This window comes from Virgibacillus salinus, from assembly GCF_900102415.1.
Lineage (GTDB): Bacteria > Bacillota > Bacilli > Bacillales > Amphibacillaceae > Lentibacillus > Lentibacillus subterraneus.
This window is the reverse complement of sequence record NZ_FNKD01000002.1, coordinates 576,990-596,711: the sequence shown is the minus strand read 5'-3', so window position 1 is coordinate 596,711 and position 19,722 is coordinate 576,990. Positions and strand designations below refer to the sequence as shown.

Below are 19,722 nucleotides of genomic sequence, written 5' to 3'. Positions count from 1 at the left end.
TTATCATGAACGAAGTTAAAGCATCAATGGCAGGAAGTGTATGGAAAATAACAGTTAATGCTGGTGAAAAAGTTGAAGAAGGGCAAGATATCGTTATTCTGGAATCAATGAAAATGGAGATTCCAATTGCTGCTGAAGCGGGTGGAACAATAAAGGAATTGAAAGTTTCAGAGGGAGATTTCGTCAATGAAGGCGACGTAATTGCCATTATAGAGTAGCAACTAACTTTGATCGCAGTTAAGATAGTCTAAATACTATCTTACTGCATAAGTGTTTGCCACTAAAGCATGCACTCCAAAGTACAAGGGGTTTTAAGAAAGCAAGTATGCTTTCATAAAGAATCCCTTTAACGAATGCAAAGTTTTCTAAGAATAGATAGGAGGGTTGCGATTGAACTTTCCAAACAAAGTTAAAATAAATGAAGTAGGTCCACGTGATGGGTTGCAGAATGAGGCTGAACTGGTTCCGGCAGCTGCAAAAATTGACTGGATTAATATGTTGTCTGAAACCGGGGCTTCCTATATTGAAGTTTCATCCTTTGTACATCCGGACTGGATTCCACAACTAAAGGATGCAACTGAAGTAGCAAAAAAAATTAAACGGAATCCTGATGTTACCTATGCCGCTTTGGTCCCTAATAATAAGGGACTTGATCGTGCTTTGGAAGTAAACGTCGATGAAATTTGTCTGTTTCTATCAGCGAGTGAGACACATAATAAAAACAATATAAACAAAACTATTGACCAAACTTTACCAATTATAGAAAATGTCTCCAGTAAAGCTAAAGAGTCTAATAAACAAGTTAGAGGATATGTGTCTACTGTTTTTGGCTGCCCTTATGAAGGTGATATTGATGTTGAAAAAGTAATATCTATTTGTGATAGATTGTTCACAATGGGTGTAGACGAGATTTCTATTGGTGATACGATTGGTGTAGCTGACCCCGTTCAAGTGGATAAAGTGTTAACAAAACTATTAAAATATTTTCCGAAAGATAAATTGGCAATGCATTTTCATGATACAAGAGGGACCGCACTCGCAAACGTTTTAGTATCATTAAATCACGGTATAACAAATTTCGATAGTGCTGTAGGTGGTCTTGGAGGTTGCCCTTATGCTAAAGGCGCTTCGGGAAACCTTGCCACAGATGATTTATTATATATGTTACATCGGATGGGAATTGAAACTGGCATGAATATTGATAAAGTGATTGAATCGGCATTATATATTGAAAATTATGTTTCGAGTCTTTCCAGTCATCAAATGAAAATAATAAATAGTGAACGATAGGAAGGGAGAATAGTAATAGTGGCAGCGCTTATAGATTATAAATTAGTAGAAGATCATATTGCAGTCTTAACGCTTAATAGGCCTGAAGCTATGAATGCGATGTCAAAGGCACTACTCGATGAACTGAATGAGTATGTTCACCAAATAAACACGAATGATGAAATAAGGTGCACAATTATAACCGGATCAAAAGAAAAGTCTTTTTGCGCCGGAGCTGATCTTAAAGAACGAAAAGAAATGTCTGAAGATCAAGTGATTGGCGCAGTTAAATATATTGGTGAAACTGTAACAAACATTGAAAATATGAAAATGCCAGTTATCGCCGCTATCAACGGAATTGCTTTTGGAGGTGGTCTCGAACTAACATTAGGCTGTGATTTACGTATTTCAGCTGATCACTCTAAGTTAGGGCTTACAGAGACATCACTAGCCATAATACCGGGTGCTGGTGGAACACAGCGTCTTACACGATTAATAGGGCTAGGTAAGGCAAAACGACTAATTTTTACCGCTAAGTCTTTAACAGCTGATGAAGCGCTAGAACTTGGACTGGTAGAACAAGTCGTGGAATCACATGCATTACTAGATGCGGCTACAGAAATGGCAAAACAAATCACTGAAAATGGACCTATTGCGCTCAGACAAGCAAAAACGGCAATCAATAAAGGCATTCAAACCGATATGACAACTGGTTTGGCTATTGAACATTTATGTTATAAAGAAACAATACCTACCGAGGATCGAATAGAAGGTTTACAAGCATTTAAGGAAAAACGAAAACCTGTCTATCAAGGTAAATAGAAGCAGGGAGGGTACTAAATGTCATATATCGAAGAATTCAAACAAAGAGTTGAAGAAATTAAAAAAGGTGGCCAGGAAAAGTACCACCAGAAAAATGAAGAAAAAGGCAAGTTATTCGTTCGTAAACGTCTGGAGTTATTATTCGATGATCAGATAGATGTTGAAGATGCATTTTTTGCAAATTGTATGGATGATTCTTTACCATCTGATGGAGTTGTAACTGGAATTGGCCAAATTGGCGGTCAGGCTGTCTGTGTGATGGCAAATGACTCTACAGTAAAAGCTGGTTCCTGGGGCAAACGGACTGTCGAAAAAATAATCCGTATACAGGAAACAGCAGAGAAGTTGGAGATACCAATGCTTTATCTTGTAGACTCTGCTGGTGCAAGAATAACTGACCAAATAGAAATGTTCCCTGGTCGTCGTGGCGCCGGTCGAATTTTCCATAACCAAATAAAGCTGTCTGGCCGCGTACCACAGGTTTGTCTTTTATTCGGACCTTCTGCAGCAGGCGGTGCATACATTCCGGCATTTTGTGATATCGTAGTTATGGTTGAAGGAAACGCATCAATGTATTTAGGGTCACCACGTATGGCAGAAAAAGTCATCGGTGAAAAAGTAAGCCTGGAGGAAATGGGTGGAGCACAAATGCATTGTTCTGTTTCAGGCTGTGGCGATGTATTGGTTAAATCTGAAGAAGAAGCAATTGAATACACAAAAAAATATCTTGGCTATTTCCCAGCGAACTTCAGAAAAAAGCCTAACGTTGCTGATTCCAAAGAGATTAAAGTATTTGAAAAGTCGATTACAGATATAATTCCCGAAAATCAAAATGCTCCATTTAACATGTACGATTTTATCAACAGGATTATTGACGAGGATAGTTTTTGTGAAGTTAAAAAGAAATTTGCACCAGAATTAATCACGGGACTTGCACGAATAAATGGCAAATCAGTAGGAATTATTGCAAATCAGCCTAGGATGAAAGGTGGCGTCTTATTCCCGGATTCAGCGGATAAGGCAGCTAAATTTATTCAATTGTGCGATGCATTTAATATTCCATTATTATTCCTGATGGATATTCCTGGGTTTATGATTGGTACAAAAGTGGAACGTGCAGGTATTATTCGACATGGTGCAAAAATGCTTGCAGCAATGAGTGAAGCAACTGTACCTAAAATCTCAGTAGTCGTGCGTAAAGCTTATGGTGCGGGATTATATGCAATGGCTGGTCCTGCATTTGACCCAGATTGCTGCATAGCATTGCCAACCGCTCAGATTGCAGTTATGGGACCTGAAGCAGCTGTGAATGCTGTATATGCGAATAAAATTGCTGAATTGCCAGAAGAAGATAGACCTGCATTTATAAAAGAAAAGCAGGAAGAATATAAAGACAATATTGATATTTATCGATTAGCGTCAGAGATGGTTGTTGATGCAATCGTAGATCCGGATAAGTTAAGGAATGAACTTATTAAACGCTACAACCTGTATGAGGAAAAAAATACAACGTTCACCGAAAGAAAACATGGCGTTTATCCAGTATAACTAGTTTATTTACGAGAAGGCTTTGGTAAAGTTACCAAAGCCTTCAATTACGTATTATAACAAAGTCATAATATATTAAAATACCTAAAAGCTAACCATAGTTTGTTATAATATTATTATGTAAACTACATATTACAATAAACACTATTTATTTCAATTTTCCCTTTATAAATGATATTCTAAATTAGAATGTTCTAGAAGGAAAGAGGGGATACTTCGTAATGGATAATAGACTTTTTCGTGATGCTATGGGTAAATTTGCAACAGGTATCACTATAGTAACAACCGAATACAATGGTGAAATCATGGGAATGACTGTAAATGCATTTATGTCTGTTTCATTGGATCCAAAATTGATTGCTATTTCAATTGATGAAAAAGCTCGAATGTATGATAAATTACAAGTTACTAAGAAATTTGGGTTAAGTATATTAGCCGAGGACCAGAAGGATTTATCTATGATTTTTGCAAAACAAATCAATAATGACAGGGAGATAGCATATTTGAGACAAGACAATGTTCCTGTTCTAGACGCTTCCATAGCAACGCTCTCATGCCATGTTAAAGAAACAGCTAATGCTGGTGACCATATGATATTCATTGCTGAAGTAACTGACGTAAAAATGAATGGTGGAGATCCTATATTATTTTATGGTGGTCAATATCATACGCTGGATTAACTCAAAGCCAACCGTATTGAACTGGTTGGTTCTTTTACATAATTAAGAAAGGGTGCCATATGAAAATAAAAGATTTTATGATCACAGATATAATTAGCATTACGAAAGATAAAACGATAAAACAATTATTAGAGACTTTAGTTACCAATAAAATCGGTGGGGTACCTGTAGTTGATGAGGAAAATCGTTTAATTGGTATGATAAGCGATGGAGATGTTATTCGTTGTATTCAACCTAAAGGTAGAACAGTATATGATATGTTTACAATTGTGCTAGTAAGTGAGGAAGAAGACTTGAGAGATAAAATTGAATATAATATTAATAACAAAGTGGACACAATTATGAATAAAAGACATACGCATACAGTGCACCCTAATGATAATCTGGAAGAAGCCCTAACTATTTTATCCAAATATCATTTTAAGAAAATCCCAGTTGTTGACGAAGATTCTAAAGTTGTGGGGGTTATTAGCAGAGGGGATATCATTCGGTCTATTTCCACAAAGATTATTTCACCTATCAATAAGGAAAAGTCCTAGATTTCACTAAAGTACGTCTCACGTTCTTTCGATGAAACGTTTACTCTTATAAATAAATTTAAATATAGAGGGTAGAAATAACGTCAGAAATTCAGTATAATAGTTGCTAGAATTGTTAATTGGAAGGGATTTTCTTCATGATCATAACAGAACAAAACCAAGCTCAAACTAATCTTCAGCACTTAGCTGCACTATATCAGGCAATGGTTGAAAATGATGACTTAAAACATGCTAATAAAATTCTGGATGTCTATGAAAAACTTAACAGACAAGAATTAATGATCAGCTTTGCTGGTCATTTTTCTGCTGGAAAATCATCAATGATCAATAGTCTATTAGGGAAGTCTATATTGCCGAAAAGCCCTATTCCAACAAGCGCAAATGTTGTTAAAATAAAATCAGGTAAAGGAATTGCCCGTGTTTATTTTCATGATACCTCGCCAGTGGAATATGAAGAACCTTATGATATTGAAATGATTAAGGAGTATGCAAAGGATAAAGCAAGCATCAAAGAAATAGAGATTAGTACAAAGGAAAATATTCTTCCAGATGAATGCGTTATTATCGATACACCAGGTATAGATGCAGCAGATGATGCCGATCGAATTATGACAGAGTCGTCATTACACCTTGTAGATGCATTGTTCTATGTTATGGATTATAATCATGTTCAATCAGAAGTTAATTTGCAATTTTTGAAAAAAGTGCAAGATAATAATATTCCGTTTTATATTATTATAAACCAGATTGATAAACATGATGAAAGTGAATTAACCTTTGAAACCTTCAAACAAAAAATTAAACAAACGTTTGATCAATGGAATATATTTCCAGAAGTAACCTATTATACTTCCTTAATAGATAGTAATGCAGCTTACAATGAATTCCCAGTAATCAAAGATAAACTTAATACACTGATGACATCTGATAAGGAATTTACCTTAAATACAGAACGATCGGTTATACAGGTTATTGATGAACACAAACGTTATTTGGATAGCATTTATGAGGAAAGCCTGGCAGAAGTTTCACCAAGTGAAAGTGACAAATATGAAACTTTATCAATACAATTAGAGAATATTAATAGTATTGTTTCAAACCTCAAAAGCAAACCTAAGGAAATGGAAAGAGATTTTTTAGCTAATCTAAATGCAACCCTAAAAAATGCGTATTTGTTGCCCTCGGATTTACGGGATAAAGCAGAACTATTTTTAGAATCACAAATAAAAGATTTTAAAGTAGGACTTTTTGCCTCTAAAAAGAAAACGGAAGAAGAGAGAGAAACACGTTTAAACAAGTTTTATGATCACTTACTGGAACGTATCGATGCTGCAATTCAGTGGAAACTTCGTGACAAGTTCCTGAATCTGCTGAAGCAGTACAATATACATGACCAAAATCTTGTACAACAAATTCAGCAATTTTCGATTGATTATGATAAAGAGGTGCTTCTATCTTTACAAAATCCTGGAGCAACAGTTAATGGCGACTATATATTAAATTACACAAATGATGTTAGTGCTGATATTAAGAAAAGGTTTAAAATGGAAGCATTGAAATTATGGGATTTAATTTACAATAGTTTTATAGATGAGATAAATGCTGAAATTGTAAAGAATGAAAATGAACAAGAACAGCTTTATCATCTTTATGAACAACAAGAAAGACAGGAAGAACTTAAAACAGATTTGCGTGAAAAATATCAGTTGGTTGATACAGCCTTGGATAAACCAAATCCAAGTGACCAAATATGGCATCAAATAAATGATGCAATTAAGCTAAGATACAAAGCGATCAAACAGACAACCGAAGACTTTAATTCCAAGGCTATACCACAAACAGAAGTTGTTAATGAAACGCAAGAACAGACACAAAATAAAACTGTTTCGATAGATAATGTCCTAACAAATATCGAAAACACGATTGCAACAATTGATGAACTCCCAGGTTTTCAGTCCATCATTGACGATTTAACTAGAAAACAAGTTCGTTTAAATAATCGCACGTATACAATAGCTCTATTTGGTGCGTTTAGTGCAGGCAAGTCATCATTTGCTAACGCATTAATAGGCGAAAATATATTGCCCGTTTCACCTAATCCAACCACAGCAGTGATTAATCGTATTAACCCAGTAAATAAAACTTATAGTCACGGAACTGTTGTTGTTAAATTTAAGGATGAGCAGACACTTGTTGATGATATAAGATCACTAACCAGGCATTTTTCTCCAGAAGCGCTTAATTTTGAAGAGCTGCTTGATTGGATAATGAAGAATAATATTCATAGGAGTGACCAGCTTCATCAAACACATCAGACATATCTCAATGCGATTATTAATGGATTTAGTTACAATAAGGATGCTATAGCACAAGAAGTAATAATTGGTATAGGTGAGTTTTCAAGCTATGTAACGGAAGAAACAAAAGCATGCTATATTGAATCCATTGACCTTTATTATGATTGCTCATTAACGAGAGATGGTATCACCTTGGTTGACACCCCTGGAGCAGATTCGGTAAATGCACGCCATACAAACGTATCATTTGATTATATTAAGCATGCAGATGCCATTTTATATGTTACGTATTACAATCATGCATTAGCAAGGGCGGATAAGGACTTCTTAATGCAATTGGGAAGAGTGAAGGATGCCTTCCAACTTGATAAAATGTTCTTTATCATGAATGCCGCTGACCTTGCTGAAGATAACTCGGAACTTAAGATGGTAATGAATTATATTGAAGAGCAGCTAACACAATTAGGCATTCGTTTCCCAAGGTTATATCCGATTTCAAGTAAGCAATCACTTCGGGAAAAGCTAAATAATGAAGTGCCAAATCATCAAATGAGAAATTTTGAGGAAACGTTTAACAGCTTTATCCATTATGAATTAGCAGCACTCACAATCCAGTCAGTCGGCCGGGATATCAATCGTGCCTCACAATCTATTAAAAATTATATAGACTCGTTACAATTAAATGCAGCCGAAAAAGAAAATTATCGCGAGGATTTATATAAGAAACAATCATCCTTAGAGCAATTGGTAGATCAAATTGATAATGATGTCTACGTACAAAAAATTAAACAGAAATTGGATAAACAGTTATATTATGTTCTGGAACGTGAATCAATTCGTTTTCATGATATGTTTAAAGAAACGTTTAACCCAACTACGATCACCGAATCCGGCAGGAAAGCCCAAGTACAATTGGAACAAAGCCTAAGTAATCTGCTGGATTATGCTGGGTATGAGTTAATGCAGGAGTTACGAGCAGTCTCCCTTCGAGTAGAATCATTTATCACAGAGATGAAAAAAGATATACAGCTTGATTATTCTACCAAAAGCAACCTGATAGATAACAACTTCCTGCTTCCAGATTTCGACAATACTGAGCTTGAAACACCTGCCTATAATCAGGCTTTTACAGAACTCGATGTACAGACGTTTCATAAAGAGTTGAAAAGGTTTAATGGGACCAAAGCATTCTTTGTAAAAAATGAAAAAGAACAAATGAAGGAAGACATATTTAATCGCTTATCTCCATTTGCAAAAAGATATATTGAAGAAAGTCATCAGAAAATGAGCGATGTTTATACTGAACAATGGAATGTTATACTTGATGATATGAAAGAGGAAATAAAACGTATCGTAAGAACACACATTGATAATTACTTATCAATGGTAACGGATCAGCCTGTGGATATAGATACATTGCAAGATAAGAATCGTATTGTAAATTCAATAGTAGCTGTACAGGAGAAAATGGAGGCGTGACACTATGTCAAAACAAAGCAATGTATTGCTAGTTGACGGAATGGCATTACTTTTTCGTGGATTTTTTGCCACATCATTTCGGGGAAACTTTATGAAAAACAGTAAAGGCGTACCAACAAATGGTATCTATCAATTTTTACGCTATTTTTTAGACGCAGTAGATAAGTTTGAACCGACACATGTAGTTTGCTGCTGGGATATGGGAAGTAAAACATTTCGAACAGAATTATTTGATGGATATAAAGCGAATAGATCGGCTCCGCCAGAGGAGTTAATTCCTCAGTTCGATCTTATAAAAGAAGTAGCAGAGGCATTTAATTTGCCGAATATCGGACTGGAAAATTTCGAAGCGGATGATTGTATTGGAACACTGGCAAACCAATATGCATCTGAGAATGATGTTATAATTCTTACTGGCGATCAGGATATACTCCAGCTTGTAGATGACGGCATCAGTGTTGCGATCATGAAAAAAGGGCAAGGAAACTATGATGTATTCAGTCATGAAACATTCTACGAGAAAAAAGGTATTCGACCAAAGCAAATGATTGATCTTAAAGGATTAATGGGAGATACGTCTGATAATTACCCTGGAGTTAAAGGAATAGGTGAAAAAACTGCCTTAAAATTGATACAGGAATATGAAACCATTGAAAATATACTGGATAATATTGATAGGTTGCCAAAAGGAGTACAAACAAAAATAAGTGAGAATTTAGATATGCTTCACCTATCACGAGATTTAGCTGAAATCAGGTGTGATGTACCTATTGAATGTTCCTTAGAGCGAGCAAAATGGAGTTATGATAAGAAAAAAATAGAAGAAAAGTTTACGGATTTGGAATTTAATAATTTAATTAAATTGGTTAATTAGCGTAGTTGAAATGCAAAGCATGCTTTGCATTTTTTTATTTTCAGTTAATAAACAAATATGTCTGCCGGATGCGCAGCCACCACCTATGAGTTTTTGCGGACACCAGGGACCTTATTTTGCAGAAATTCATGAAAATGGTGGTGTTTGCGGACACCAGGGACCTTATTTAACACAAACGCCCTCTATTAACCATGATATATGTAAAATAAGGGCTTCTGTGTCCGGATAACTTCGAAAATGTCACTTTTATATAGAAATAGCGTCTCCTGTGTCCACTAAAAATTAAAGTTTTAGATCAAAAGAATAAATCCTTTCATACTGCATAAGTACAACTAAGGCTTATCTCTATATTAGGGCTTGCCGATATGCAAAGTTTTCTAAGCTTTTGGCGCATAGCCGTTACTATTAATACAATCAGACGGTATATACATATAGGCGCAAGGGTATAATTTATATTGGTTAAAACATACCTATGGGTGTACTGGTATATACCCCTTGGAATGTTTGCGGTTAATGGTTGCAAGGTATATACTAATAGGTGTATAGGTATGTTAGAATGGTGGTTGAAAGAGAAAATTTATGCTTAGAAGGAGGCATTTAAATGTTTGACTATACCGTTGAGACATCTAAGAGTATTGACGATGCTGTTGAATCACTTGAATTAAAATTAAAAGAGGATAGTTTTGGGGTACTTTGGGATTTTGACGTAAAAAAGACCTTAGAGAGTAAGGGACTAGATTATGAACCGAATTATCGTATTTTGGAAGTGTGTAACCCTAAAGCTGCAAAAGAACTACTTGAAAAAAATCACATGGTTGGTTATTTTCTTCCTTCCTTGCAAAATTACGGTCTATGAATCTGAAGGTAAGACTTTTATAGGTATGCCCCGACCATCAGAGTTGATTAAACTTACTAAAGATAATTCACTTTATGATTTTGCCTATGATATTGAAAATACATTGATAAAGGTTATGGACGCTGCAAAATAGAGCAATTTAAAAAAGGAACTCATATAAGGCTATATGAGTTCCTCTTTTTATCTCGTGGACATAATTCTTCCTTCTATAATTATTGCAAAGAGTATAGTTCCTATGGCAAGGTGCAACACTGCCATGGAAAGTGATACCAAAGAAAGTATCGTTGCAATACCTGCAATTATTTGTAAAATTACTACGACAAGAGCAACCATTATCCGATTCTTTAATGGGTGGTTATGTTCTTTGAATATCTGAACAGCTAAAAATATAATGTAACCTGTTACAATAAAGGCTAGAGCACGGTGAGATGTTTGTAATAATTCGGGCAGTGAGGCAGGTAATACACTGTCATTACATCCAAGCCATCCACATGCAAGACCGTAATGCTGGTGCTTTATATATGCTCCTAATCCGATCGTCATAAATAATAATATACTGAGTATATTTAAATGTTTTATCAAAGTGCTTCCTATTTTACCCTTTGGTTGATCACTTCGCCAGAACCAGATTAAAATCGCCATAAATATCATCTCGATAAGTAAATGAATTGTGATGATAATTGATGGAAGGTGATAAAAAACAACGATTGCTCCCATAATTAATTGCAGAATTAATAAGCCGAGCATCCAATTAGCAACTTTAACTTTGAAAAAGCTCTCATTTTCTTTTCTTATTTTGATAAATAAAATGATAGTCATGAAGAACAAAATAGCCCCAATAACACGATGACCAAATTCTATCAGTGTATCCCCTTATACGAAAACATTCATAGTTTAGCAGAAAAAGGATAAAACGATTGTGCTCTGTATCACTTAAAGGACTTTTTGAAAAAATTCTAGGAATTTAAGCATACTTTCTTACTGGCATAAGTGCATTAAGGCTTATCTAGAACATTAAGGCGTGGCGATAAGCCAAGTTTTCTAATAAAATAAAGAAAAGAATAATATTAGGAGGAACATGATGCCGAATGTATTTGTGTATGGAACGTTAAGAAAGGGAGAGCGAAATCACCATTTTTTAGATGGTGCTACATGTATTTTTGAGCAATGCCGAACTAACGGATCTTTATATGATACGAATAATGGTTATCCGGCCATGAAAGAAAATAAATCGGATTGGATATATGGTGAATTATACGAGGTAACAGAATCACAGTTGAAAGCAATTGATAGTTTAGAAGGTTTTGAGGAAGGTTACTGGGATAATCTATACAATCGAACTACTGTTCCTGTATACAACGATTCAGGTGAAGAAATAAGGGCAATCATTTATACTGCTGGTCAAGCATTACATAAGTTCACTAAACGAATTCCTTCTGGAGATTGGCTCGTATACAATTATTTAAAACAAGATGAAATATTATATTTTGCCTATGGTTCTTGTATGGATGACGAACGATTTAAGCTGGCAGGTGCAGATCAATACTTTGCAAATTTAAAAGGTAGAGGAATCTTAAATGGCTTCGAATTTAAATTCTCAAGAAGTACACATGATGGTGGTAAGGCAGATTTGGTTGAAAATAGTAAGGAAAAAGTGGAGGGAAAAGTCTATAAAATACCACATGAGGCAATGGAATACTTGTATAAACGGGAAGGTGTTTATGTAAATGCCTATCGCCCTGCTATAGTGCCAGTTACAATTAACAGATTGATATATCATGCCATTACATTTATTGGTATGGAGAAATCAGCTGAAATGAAGCCGACTGAGTTGTATGCAACTGAAATTATTCGAGGTGGGTGCGGTCTGTTAAGCTATGAATATCTCCAAAGAATTCAGCAGAAAATCGATCGTTTTAATTAGAATTGGATTTCATGTCATGATAAAATTTGAATAGGAGATAGTAATAACAGGAAGGGTGATTTAAATAGTCTATTCACAGCAGGAACTAATCGAATGGAAAAATAAGTACCCTATACTAAAAGATATAATTGACTTAAAACCGGTAGTTTGGATGAATCCAAATTTACAAAACAAAGGAAGTTCAAGTATTTTTTCGTTAACAAGAGATGACATGGATAAAGCGGAGTTACTATGGAAGCGTTTTGCTCCATTTATAGTAAAAGAGTTTCCTGAAACAAAGCAGTCGAAAGGAATTCTGGAATCACCTTTACAAAGGATATCTCATATGGAAAGAGAAATTTCAAATTCTTTTAAAGGTGAGTTCTATTTAAAATGCGATAATGACCTGCCTATTGCTGGTTCAATTAAAGCAAGAGGTGGAATATATGAAGTATTACAGCATGCAGAATCACTGGCTTTTGAAGCAGGATTGTTAACTGGTGGTGAGAATTATGAAATATTATCATCCAAGAAGTTTAAAGAGTTTTTTAGTCAGTATTCAATTGGAGTCGGGTCTACAGGCAATTTAGGATTAAGTATTGGTATAATCAGTGCAAAGCTTGGATTCAATGTGTTTGTTTATATGTCAGCGGATGCAAAGCAATGGAAAAAGAACTTGCTTCGCCAAAAAGGAGCAACTGTACACGAATTCACAGGTGATTTTAGTGAAGCTATAAGTGCAGGAAGACAAAAGACAATTACAGACCCCAAAGCTTATTTTGTCGATGATGAGGATTCTAAGCATTTATTTTTAGGCTATAGTGTTGCAGCATTAAGGCTGGAGAAACAACTTGAGGAAAGAAATATAAAAGTAAATGAGAAACATCCGTTGTTCGTATACCTCCCATGTGGTGTCGGCGGGGCACCAGGCGGTATTACGTTTGGACTAAAACAAGTTTTCGGGGATCATGTACATTGTTTCTTTGTAGAACCAACACATTCGCCATCAGTATTGATCGGTTTACTTACTAGGAAAATGAGTAATGTGAGTGTTCAGGACTTTGGAATTGATAATCGGACAGAAGCTGATGGTCTAGCTGTAGGACGTCCATCTAGCTTTGCGACAGTCATTAGTGATCGATTGGTTAGTGGTATTTATACAATTGAAGACAATGAATTATATAAATTGGTAGCATTACTAGCCGATTCTGAAGGAATATTCTTAGAACCGTCTGCAACCGCTGGACTTGTTGGACCACAACGAATTCATGATTATGCCAACGAAAAGAAGTTAGATGTACAGAATGTACAGAATGCAATACATATCTCATGGGCGACGGGTGGAGCGCTCGTACCAGAAGAAGATATGAAGGATTTTTACGAAAAAGGGAAAAGTTTATTATAGGAAGGTTGTCTTAACTTATGAGGGTAGCGCAAAACATAACAGAATTAATTGGAGAAACACCTGTAGTTCGTTTAAACAATATTGTACCAGAAGAAGCAGCAGATATTTTTATAAAGCTGGAATCACAAAATCCCAGCAAAAGTGTAAAGGATCGTGCGGCTTATAATATGATAAAGGCTGCGGAAGATAAAGGAATAATTAAACCCGGAGATACAATCATCGAACCAACTAGCGGTAATACAGGAATAGGATTAGCGATGAATGCAGCAGCGAAAGGTTATCAAGCAATTTTAGTAATGCCTGACAATAGTACTCAGGAACGAAGAAATATTTTAAAAGCGTTTGGTGCGAAAGTTGTGCTGACACCAAGTAAAGATAAAATGCCAGGTGCGATTGAAAAAGCGAAAGAACTGCAGCAGGAAATTCCGGGAAGTTTTATACCACAGCAGTTTGAAAACAGCGATAATCCAGATATACATCGCTCGACCACTGCATTAGAAATTTTTGAACAGATGGATGGGGAATTGGATGCGTTTGTTGCTACGGCTGGAACTGGTGGCACTGTAACGGGTACTGGAGAAGTGTTGAAGGATAAAATCCCTAACCTTGAAATTACCGTCGCAGAACCAAAGGGATCGCCAGTTTTATCAGGTGGAAAGCCTGGTAAACACAAATTAGTTGGAACAAGCCCTGGTTTTATCCCAGATATCTTAAATACGTCTATTTATGATAATATAATGCTGATTGATGATAAAGATGCAGTTGATATGTTTAAAAAACTACCCCAAACGGAAGGGATATTTATTGGATTGTCTGGAGCAGCTGCAGTCTATTCTGCAATTGAAGTAGCAAAACGTCTTGGTAAAGGGAAAAAAGTTTTATGCATGGCACCTGATACTGGGGAACGGTATCTTAGTATGAATCTGTTTGAAAATAAATAGTCCGATTTTAGAAGGAGTATACGTTTTGGAATATCTAATAAGGTTATTTGAGGAGAACCAGGATCTAGAACAGGCTATACCAATGAAGCGATATATGAAAGATAAATTCCCTTTTCTCGGTATTAAAACACCCGAGAGGAGAGCTATTATGAAAAAGTTTTACAATGAAAGCGGAATTTTAAAAGAGCCATTTCAAAAAGAATTTGTATTAATGTTATGGAAGAAGGAAGAGCGGGAATTTCAGAATGCCGCTCTTGACTATATTGACAGATCGTTAAAAAAACTTGAAAAAGATGATATCTACTTTATCGAACATTTAATTACAACAAAGTCATGGTGGGATACGGTAGATATGCTTGCTCAGAAACCTGTAGGAGAGATTGCCAGAAACAACCCTGATGTTATTTCTGAGACTATTGAAGGATGGGCATATGGGGATAATTTATGGCTTCGACGAACAGCAATTCTTTTTCAATTAAAGTACAAAAGCGAAACAGATGATAAATTATTGTATCGGTACATTAAACAAAATAAGGATAGCAAGGAATTTTTTATTCAAAAAGCAATTGGATGGGCCTTGAGAGAATATTCTAAGACAAATCCCAAGTCAGTAAAGCAATTTATTTCTGAAAATAGGCTGGCAAAACTAAGTGTTCGAGAAGGAAGCAAATATTTAAAGCAAACTACATAATTATTAGTAAAAAAGCTGGTGCTTAAGCTAGCTTTTTTTCGTTTTATTCATATTACTTGCTGATTGTAGTTGCCTTCGTTTAATATTCCAGCAGTAAACTCTTGGAAGCCCCCAGTAAACCCAATAATCATGCAAAAGAGATGAACCAATAAATAGCATCATCTGCCAATCAAGATGTCTCATGGCATACTCCTTTCCAACTAACTTATTATACTTTCAAATAAACTTGTCTAAGAACAATCATTTTAAACAAGGCTCCTGTAACAGGCCAATTATACGGTGCATATATTATCTAGAATGTTCTACTTAAGATAGGAGGAAAAGTATGTTTTTTAATGATCCTTACAATATAAATGGATACCAGTATGTAAATAACCCCTATTATATGCAGCCACGTGGTCCATATAATCGATACTATTATGATTATTACAACCGTCAACAGCCAATTAGAGGTCAGGCAACCTGGACAGAGGGAGGTCAGGAAACTAAATGTGGTATTCCTTGGTCTCAAAATCGTTATATGACAGCAGCGGTTGGTAAAAATTCCCCATATGAATGTCGTCAAACAATAAAAGTAAGAAACCCACAAACAGGGAGGGAACTTTTGTTAACTGTGGTGGATGAGGTTTCTGGTTATCCGCAAAACAAAATTAACCTTCATCGAAGAGCTTTTGAAGCACTAGGAGCAAACACAGCACAAGGAGTTATTGATGTTGAAATTATTGCTAACCCAGAATTAGAGCAGCAGAAATGGGGGAAATATTTACTGGAACTTACTCAATTAGCATATCCTGACTACAATATAAGAGAATACAACTTCATACGAGAAACTCAAGTATCTCCTACACAAACGCAAGAAACATATGAATATACTTTGCAATCACAACAGGAAAGAATTAAAGTTCGGGGAAATGTTGTTTATAATCCGAATACAGATAGAATTGTTTCTTTTGATATTAGTGAAGTATGAAAATTTTATTCGTAATATCTGCTTAGCGAACAGTATGAATTCTGTTCGCTTTATTGTGGCCATTTTTTTATACATTAGAAAGCTTGGCTTATCACCAATACTCAGTTGCACTTATGCAGTAAGAAAGAAATATAAATTCTTAACGGCACGGCTAAAATTAAATGCTTGATACCACAAGGTCCAAGCACCCTCTCAGTACTATTATAACGTTTTGTTTAATTTCTCCTGTTTATGTTTCTTCTTAAAGAAGTCGCATCAAAAGGATTAGCGAATTGGTTGTTTTTATTTGTTCTAATACCAATATATTTTTTCACCAGGGTCAGATATGAAACCTTCTTTTGCCTCATCACCATTAATTGTATTTCTTTTATCTGTCATTAAATCATCTCCTAATTTTAGAGTGCTTAAAAAGCATGGAGAAAATTAATACGAATTCTTATAGTAACTAATAAAAAAATTAAAAATAGGGATAATAAGAATTAATATACTTTACGGATGGAGGCATAAAATGAAAAAGCGAAATAAGTTTGAGAAACAAATTAAAAATGTAGAAGAGGAGACAGACAGTCCAGCCATATTAAATGATGTAATAGAAAGTGGATTTGAACAGTATCCAGGGCAGAATGAAAATCAGAAGGAAGATAGTCTGCTTTCGCCTCTTGAGGAGGCCGTGCAACATAATATAGATGGGAAAACGTGGATTACAACAGATGATGAATAGATAAAGGCATATATCTAATGTGCTTAAAATTAGTCAAGCTATACCTTGACGGATTTCACTTATAAACTTATAATATTTTCAATGAAAAGATAATAAAAGACGAAGCATTTAGTTGAAAATAGTATATACCGTTTAATTTATGGTTAGATCAAACACAGATCGATCGGAAAAATTTCTTCCGTCCTTTGAAGGATGGGAGGTTTTTTAATACCCAAAATAAAACACTTAATTTTCTCACTGTTTTAACAATATAAGAAGGGGGGATCTATTTGGCAAAAGAGCGTATTGTCGTCAAAATCGGAAGCAGTTCATTAACTAATTCGCACGGTGGTCTTTCGAAAGAGAAAATTGCGGAGCACGTTGCAGCACTATCTAAACTGAAGCGAGAAGGCAATGAAGTAATACTCATAACTTCAGGAGCTGTTGCAGCAGGTTTTACTGTATTGGGATATCAAACAAGGCCAGTAACAATACAAGGCAAACAAGCTGCGGCAGCTGTCGGACAGGGACTCCTTATGCAAAGCTATTTTGAACAATTTCAAAAGGAAGATATCGTATCCGCACAACTATTATTGACACGTCATGATTTCTCACAACAAGAACAATACAATAATGCTTATTCGACACTTTCTGAACTTTTAAAACGTGGCATACTGCCGATTATTAATGAAAACGATTCAGTTATTGTCGATGAATTAACATTTGGAGATAATGATGTACTATCCGCTTTAGTCAGTGGTCTTATACATGCAGATTTACTAATTATTTTAACTGATATAAATGGTCTTTATGATGGGGATCCACGTCAGAATCCAAGAGCAAAAAAGTATAACTTTCTAGCAAAAATTACAGATGATCTTCTTGCTATTGCTGGTAATACTGGTTCAAAAGTAGGAACAGGTGGGATGCGTTCCAAATTGGAAGCTGCAAAAACAGCACTATTAGTAGGAGTTAAGGTTTTTATTGGAAAAGGCGAGGGAATCAACAAACTACTTGATATTATCTCTGGTGAAGGCGACGGAACATATGTAGGATATATTCCAAATACATTATTAAAAAATAAAAAACAGTGGATAGGTATCCATTCAAACATTGCCGGACAAATTGGTATCGATTCAGGTGCTGAGTCTGCAATCATTCATCATGGTAAAAGCTTACTGCCGGCAGGTGTAAAAACATTAGAAGGATCATTTAAATCAGGTGATGTTGTTGAAGTATTAAATGAAAAAGGAGAGCTTATCGGTAAGGGGCAAACAAACTATACAGTTGATGAGCTTTTTCAGATAAAGGGCCTTTCCAGCAAAGAAGCTAAAGTAATAACGATGCAAAACAGACCAGAAGTTATTCACCGGAACAATTGGGTATCAGTGACAAAGGAGAGTGGGATAAAATGAATGAACTTAATGATAAAGGGCGAAAAGCTAGTGATCTGGCAACAACTATTGCACAGTGCACAACAAAGCAAAAAAATGATGCATTAAAACTGATAGCTAAACAACTGTTAGACGAGACAGCGTTTATTTTATCAGAGAATAACAAGGATTTAGAAGCAGGTAAAAATAATGGTATGAATGATAATTTACTTGATCGCCTAAAACTGACTAAGGAACGAATTCATGATATGGCGGAAGGAGTCCAGCAAGTAGCAGCCTTATCTGATCCAACTGGCGAGGTACTAGAGGGATGGGATAACCCAAATGGGCTCCACTTTGAAAAAATACGTGTACCTCTTGGCGTTGTCGGGATGATTTTTGAAGCAAGACCTAATGTCACTGTAGACGCGTCAAGCCTTTGTTTAAAAACTGGCAACGCGGTTTTATTACGTGGCAGTTCATCAGCGATTAATTCAAACAAGGCTATTGTAAGTGTTATTCACCGGGCACTTGAGAAGAGTGAGTTACCAACTGAATCAGTTCAATTGTTAGAAGATACGAGTAGAGAAACGGCAGCAAAAATGTTCAAGCTCACAGAATATTTAGATGTACTCATACCACGGGGTGGTGCAAACTTAATTAAAACAGTGGTTGATAATGCTTCAGTACCTGTGCTTGAAACTGGTGTAGGAAACTGCCATGTCTTTATTGATGAAAGTGCTGGCAAAAATATGGCAGTAGAAATTGCAGTAAATGCAAAAACACAGCGTCCATCTGTTTGTAATGCAGCAGAAACAATTTTGGTTCATCAAAATTGGGCTGAACAGCACTTTGAGAAGCTAATTCAAGCGTTAAATGAAAATAACGTGGAAATTAGGGCTGATAATAAAGCTAGACAACTAGATAGTAGTTTGCTCCCTGCTACTCAAGAAGATTTTAAAACTGAATACCTTAACCTGACAGTTGCACTACGTGTTGTGGGTAGTTTGGATGAGGCGATTGGACATATTCAAACCTTTGGGTCAAAACATTCGGAAGCAATAATTACAGAAAACAAAGATAGTGTGGAAGCTTTTTTTAACAAAATAGATGCAGCTGCACTCTATCATAACGCTTCTACACGGTTTACCGATGGTTTTGAGTTCGGTTTTGGTGCAGAGATTGGTATTAGTACGCAGAAATTACATGCCCGTGGTCCAATGGGATTACCCGCCCTTACATCAACGAAATATATTGTTCGGGGATCAGGTCAAATAAAAGCATAAGAGCAACTAAGGCTATACTCATAAATTTTCACAATAAGCCAATTTTTAATGGGTGAAATTTGTGTTTATTCTATCTCCGGTATACAATT

The 19,722-nt window shown here is 35.6% G+C and carries 20 protein-coding genes; 18 read left to right on the top strand and 2 right to left on the bottom strand.

Features of this window, described 5'->3' with window-relative positions:
- Positions 1-5: 5 nt before the first annotated feature.
- From BLS02_RS09865 to BLS02_RS19415, 10 genes are all read left to right on the top strand, one after another.
- Positions 6-218: an acetyl-CoA carboxylase biotin carboxyl carrier protein subunit gene (locus BLS02_RS09865; RefSeq protein ID WP_092492834.1), complete on the top strand. Its 213-nt coding sequence runs from the start codon at positions 6-8 to the stop codon at positions 216-218.
- 172 nt (positions 219-390) lie between these two features.
- Entirely contained in the window at positions 391-1,290 is a 900-nt protein-coding gene (locus BLS02_RS09860) for a hydroxymethylglutaryl-CoA lyase (RefSeq protein ID WP_092492833.1), read from the top strand.
- Positions 1,291-1,308: 18 nt separating this feature from the next.
- Positions 1,309-2,091, top strand: a complete 783-nt coding sequence (locus BLS02_RS09855; RefSeq protein ID WP_092492832.1) for an enoyl-CoA hydratase — start codon at positions 1,309-1,311, stop codon at positions 2,089-2,091.
- A gap of 18 nt (positions 2,092-2,109) precedes the next feature.
- Positions 2,110-3,639, top strand: a complete 1,530-nt coding sequence (locus BLS02_RS09850; protein WP_092492831.1) for an acyl-CoA carboxylase subunit beta — start codon at positions 2,110-2,112, stop codon at positions 3,637-3,639.
- Positions 3,640-3,860: 221 nt separating this feature from the next.
- Complete coding sequence (locus BLS02_RS09845) at positions 3,861-4,319, top strand: flavin reductase family protein (RefSeq protein WP_092492830.1); 459 nt, start codon at positions 3,861-3,863, stop codon at positions 4,317-4,319.
- Between the two features lie 59 nt (positions 4,320-4,378).
- Complete coding sequence (locus BLS02_RS09840) at positions 4,379-4,858, top strand: CBS domain-containing protein (protein WP_092492829.1); 480 nt, start codon at positions 4,379-4,381, stop codon at positions 4,856-4,858.
- A gap of 137 nt (positions 4,859-4,995) precedes the next feature.
- A complete protein-coding gene (locus tag BLS02_RS09835; protein ID WP_092492828.1) occupies positions 4,996-8,634 on the top strand; it encodes a dynamin family protein in 3,639 nt (1,212 codons plus the stop codon).
- A 4-nt stretch (positions 8,635-8,638) separates the two neighbouring features.
- Positions 8,639-9,508 (top strand): 5'-3' exonuclease, encoded by an 870-nt coding sequence (locus BLS02_RS09830; RefSeq protein ID WP_092492827.1) that lies wholly within the window; start codon positions 8,639-8,641, stop codon positions 9,506-9,508.
- Between the two features lie 601 nt (positions 9,509-10,109).
- Positions 10,110-10,364, top strand: coding sequence for a DUF302 domain-containing protein (locus BLS02_RS09825; protein WP_368073012.1), 255 nt, complete (start codon positions 10,110-10,112; stop codon positions 10,362-10,364).
- Positions 10,249-10,497 (top strand): DUF302 domain-containing protein, encoded by a 249-nt coding sequence (locus BLS02_RS19415; protein ID WP_368073011.1) that lies wholly within the window; start codon positions 10,249-10,251, stop codon positions 10,495-10,497. The genes BLS02_RS09825 and BLS02_RS19415 overlap by 116 nt, the downstream gene beginning before the upstream one ends.
- A gap of 47 nt (positions 10,498-10,544) precedes the next feature.
- On the opposite strand, the gene BLS02_RS09820 is transcribed toward BLS02_RS19415, so the two are convergent.
- Entirely contained in the window at positions 10,545-11,225 is a 681-nt protein-coding gene (locus BLS02_RS09820) for a COX15/CtaA family protein (RefSeq protein WP_302846742.1), read from the bottom strand.
- 217 nt (positions 11,226-11,442) lie between these two features.
- Between BLS02_RS09820 and BLS02_RS09815 the strand changes: the two genes are divergently transcribed.
- The 4 genes from BLS02_RS09815 to BLS02_RS09800 all read left to right on the top strand — a co-directional run bounded on the left by BLS02_RS09815 (position 11,443) and on the right by BLS02_RS09800 (position 15,304).
- Positions 11,443-12,288 carry a gamma-glutamylcyclotransferase family protein gene (locus tag BLS02_RS09815; protein ID WP_092492825.1) on the top strand — a complete coding sequence of 282 codons (846 nt, stop codon included), beginning with the start codon at positions 11,443-11,445 and terminating at the stop codon, positions 12,286-12,288.
- A 64-nt stretch (positions 12,289-12,352) separates the two neighbouring features.
- Positions 12,353-13,672 carry a D-serine ammonia-lyase gene (locus tag BLS02_RS09810; RefSeq protein ID WP_092492824.1) on the top strand — a complete coding sequence of 440 codons (1,320 nt, stop codon included), beginning with the start codon at positions 12,353-12,355 and terminating at the stop codon, positions 13,670-13,672.
- Between the two features lie 17 nt (positions 13,673-13,689).
- A complete protein-coding gene (cysK, locus tag BLS02_RS09805) occupies positions 13,690-14,613 on the top strand; it encodes a cysteine synthase A (protein WP_092492823.1) in 924 nt (307 codons plus the stop codon).
- 25 nt (positions 14,614-14,638) lie between these two features.
- Positions 14,639-15,304 carry a DNA alkylation repair protein gene (locus tag BLS02_RS09800; protein WP_302846740.1) on the top strand — a complete coding sequence of 222 codons (666 nt, stop codon included), beginning with the start codon at positions 14,639-14,641 and terminating at the stop codon, positions 15,302-15,304.
- A 27-nt stretch (positions 15,305-15,331) separates the two neighbouring features.
- Here BLS02_RS09800 and BLS02_RS18955 read toward each other — a convergent pair whose 3' ends face one another.
- Entirely contained in the window at positions 15,332-15,487 is a 156-nt protein-coding gene (locus BLS02_RS18955; protein WP_175559472.1) for a hypothetical protein, read from the bottom strand.
- A 142-nt stretch (positions 15,488-15,629) separates the two neighbouring features.
- Here BLS02_RS18955 and BLS02_RS09795 point away from each other — a divergent pair, with 142 nt between their 5' ends.
- From BLS02_RS09795 to BLS02_RS09780, 4 genes are all read left to right on the top strand, one after another.
- Complete coding sequence (locus BLS02_RS09795; RefSeq protein ID WP_092492822.1) at positions 15,630-16,274, top strand: DUF3889 domain-containing protein; 645 nt, start codon at positions 15,630-15,632, stop codon at positions 16,272-16,274.
- 508 nt (positions 16,275-16,782) lie between these two features.
- Positions 16,783-16,995, top strand: a complete 213-nt coding sequence (locus BLS02_RS09790) for a hypothetical protein (protein ID WP_092492821.1) — start codon at positions 16,783-16,785, stop codon at positions 16,993-16,995.
- Positions 16,996-17,264: 269 nt separating this feature from the next.
- Positions 17,265-18,389 carry a glutamate 5-kinase gene (gene proB, locus BLS02_RS09785; RefSeq protein ID WP_092492820.1) on the top strand — a complete coding sequence of 375 codons (1,125 nt, stop codon included), beginning with the start codon at positions 17,265-17,267 and terminating at the stop codon, positions 18,387-18,389.
- Positions 18,386-19,633 carry a glutamate-5-semialdehyde dehydrogenase gene (locus BLS02_RS09780; RefSeq protein ID WP_092492819.1) on the top strand — a complete coding sequence of 416 codons (1,248 nt, stop codon included), beginning with the start codon at positions 18,386-18,388 and terminating at the stop codon, positions 19,631-19,633. Before proB ends, BLS02_RS09780 begins: the two co-directional genes overlap by 4 nt.
- Positions 19,634-19,722: the final 89 nt, after the last annotated feature.

Excerpts from the sequence above, each read along its gene's own strand:
- BLS02_RS09865 (WP_092492834.1), top strand. The coding sequence starts at position 6 with ATGAACGAAGTTAAAGCATCAATGGCAGGAAGTGTATGGAAAATAACA.
- BLS02_RS09850 (WP_092492831.1), top strand. The coding sequence starts at position 2,110 with ATGTCATATATCGAAGAATTCAAACAAAGAGTTGAAGAAATTAAAAAA.
- BLS02_RS09845 (WP_092492830.1), top strand. The coding sequence starts at position 3,861 with ATGGATAATAGACTTTTTCGTGATGCTATGGGTAAATTTGCAACAGGT.
- BLS02_RS09840 (WP_092492829.1), top strand. The coding sequence starts at position 4,379 with ATGAAAATAAAAGATTTTATGATCACAGATATAATTAGCATTACGAAA.
- BLS02_RS09835 (WP_092492828.1), top strand. The coding sequence starts at position 4,996 with ATGATCATAACAGAACAAAACCAAGCTCAAACTAATCTTCAGCACTTA.
- BLS02_RS09830 (WP_092492827.1), top strand. The coding sequence starts at position 8,639 with ATGTCAAAACAAAGCAATGTATTGCTAGTTGACGGAATGGCATTACTT.
- BLS02_RS09825 (WP_368073012.1), top strand. The coding sequence starts at position 10,110 with ATGTTTGACTATACCGTTGAGACATCTAAGAGTATTGACGATGCTGTT.
- BLS02_RS19415 (WP_368073011.1), top strand. The coding sequence starts at position 10,249 with ATGAACCGAATTATCGTATTTTGGAAGTGTGTAACCCTAAAGCTGCAA.
- BLS02_RS09815 (WP_092492825.1), top strand. The coding sequence starts at position 11,443 with ATGATGCCGAATGTATTTGTGTATGGAACGTTAAGAAAGGGAGAGCGA.
- cysK (WP_092492823.1), top strand. The coding sequence starts at position 13,690 with ATGAGGGTAGCGCAAAACATAACAGAATTAATTGGAGAAACACCTGTA.
- BLS02_RS18955 (WP_175559472.1), bottom strand. The coding sequence starts at position 15,487 with ATGAGACATCTTGATTGGCAGATGATGCTATTTATTGGTTCATCTCTT.
- BLS02_RS09795 (WP_092492822.1), top strand. The coding sequence starts at position 15,630 with ATGTTTTTTAATGATCCTTACAATATAAATGGATACCAGTATGTAAAT.
- BLS02_RS09790 (WP_092492821.1), top strand. The coding sequence starts at position 16,783 with ATGAAAAAGCGAAATAAGTTTGAGAAACAAATTAAAAATGTAGAAGAG.
- BLS02_RS09780 (WP_092492819.1), top strand. The coding sequence starts at position 18,386 with ATGAATGAACTTAATGATAAAGGGCGAAAAGCTAGTGATCTGGCAACA.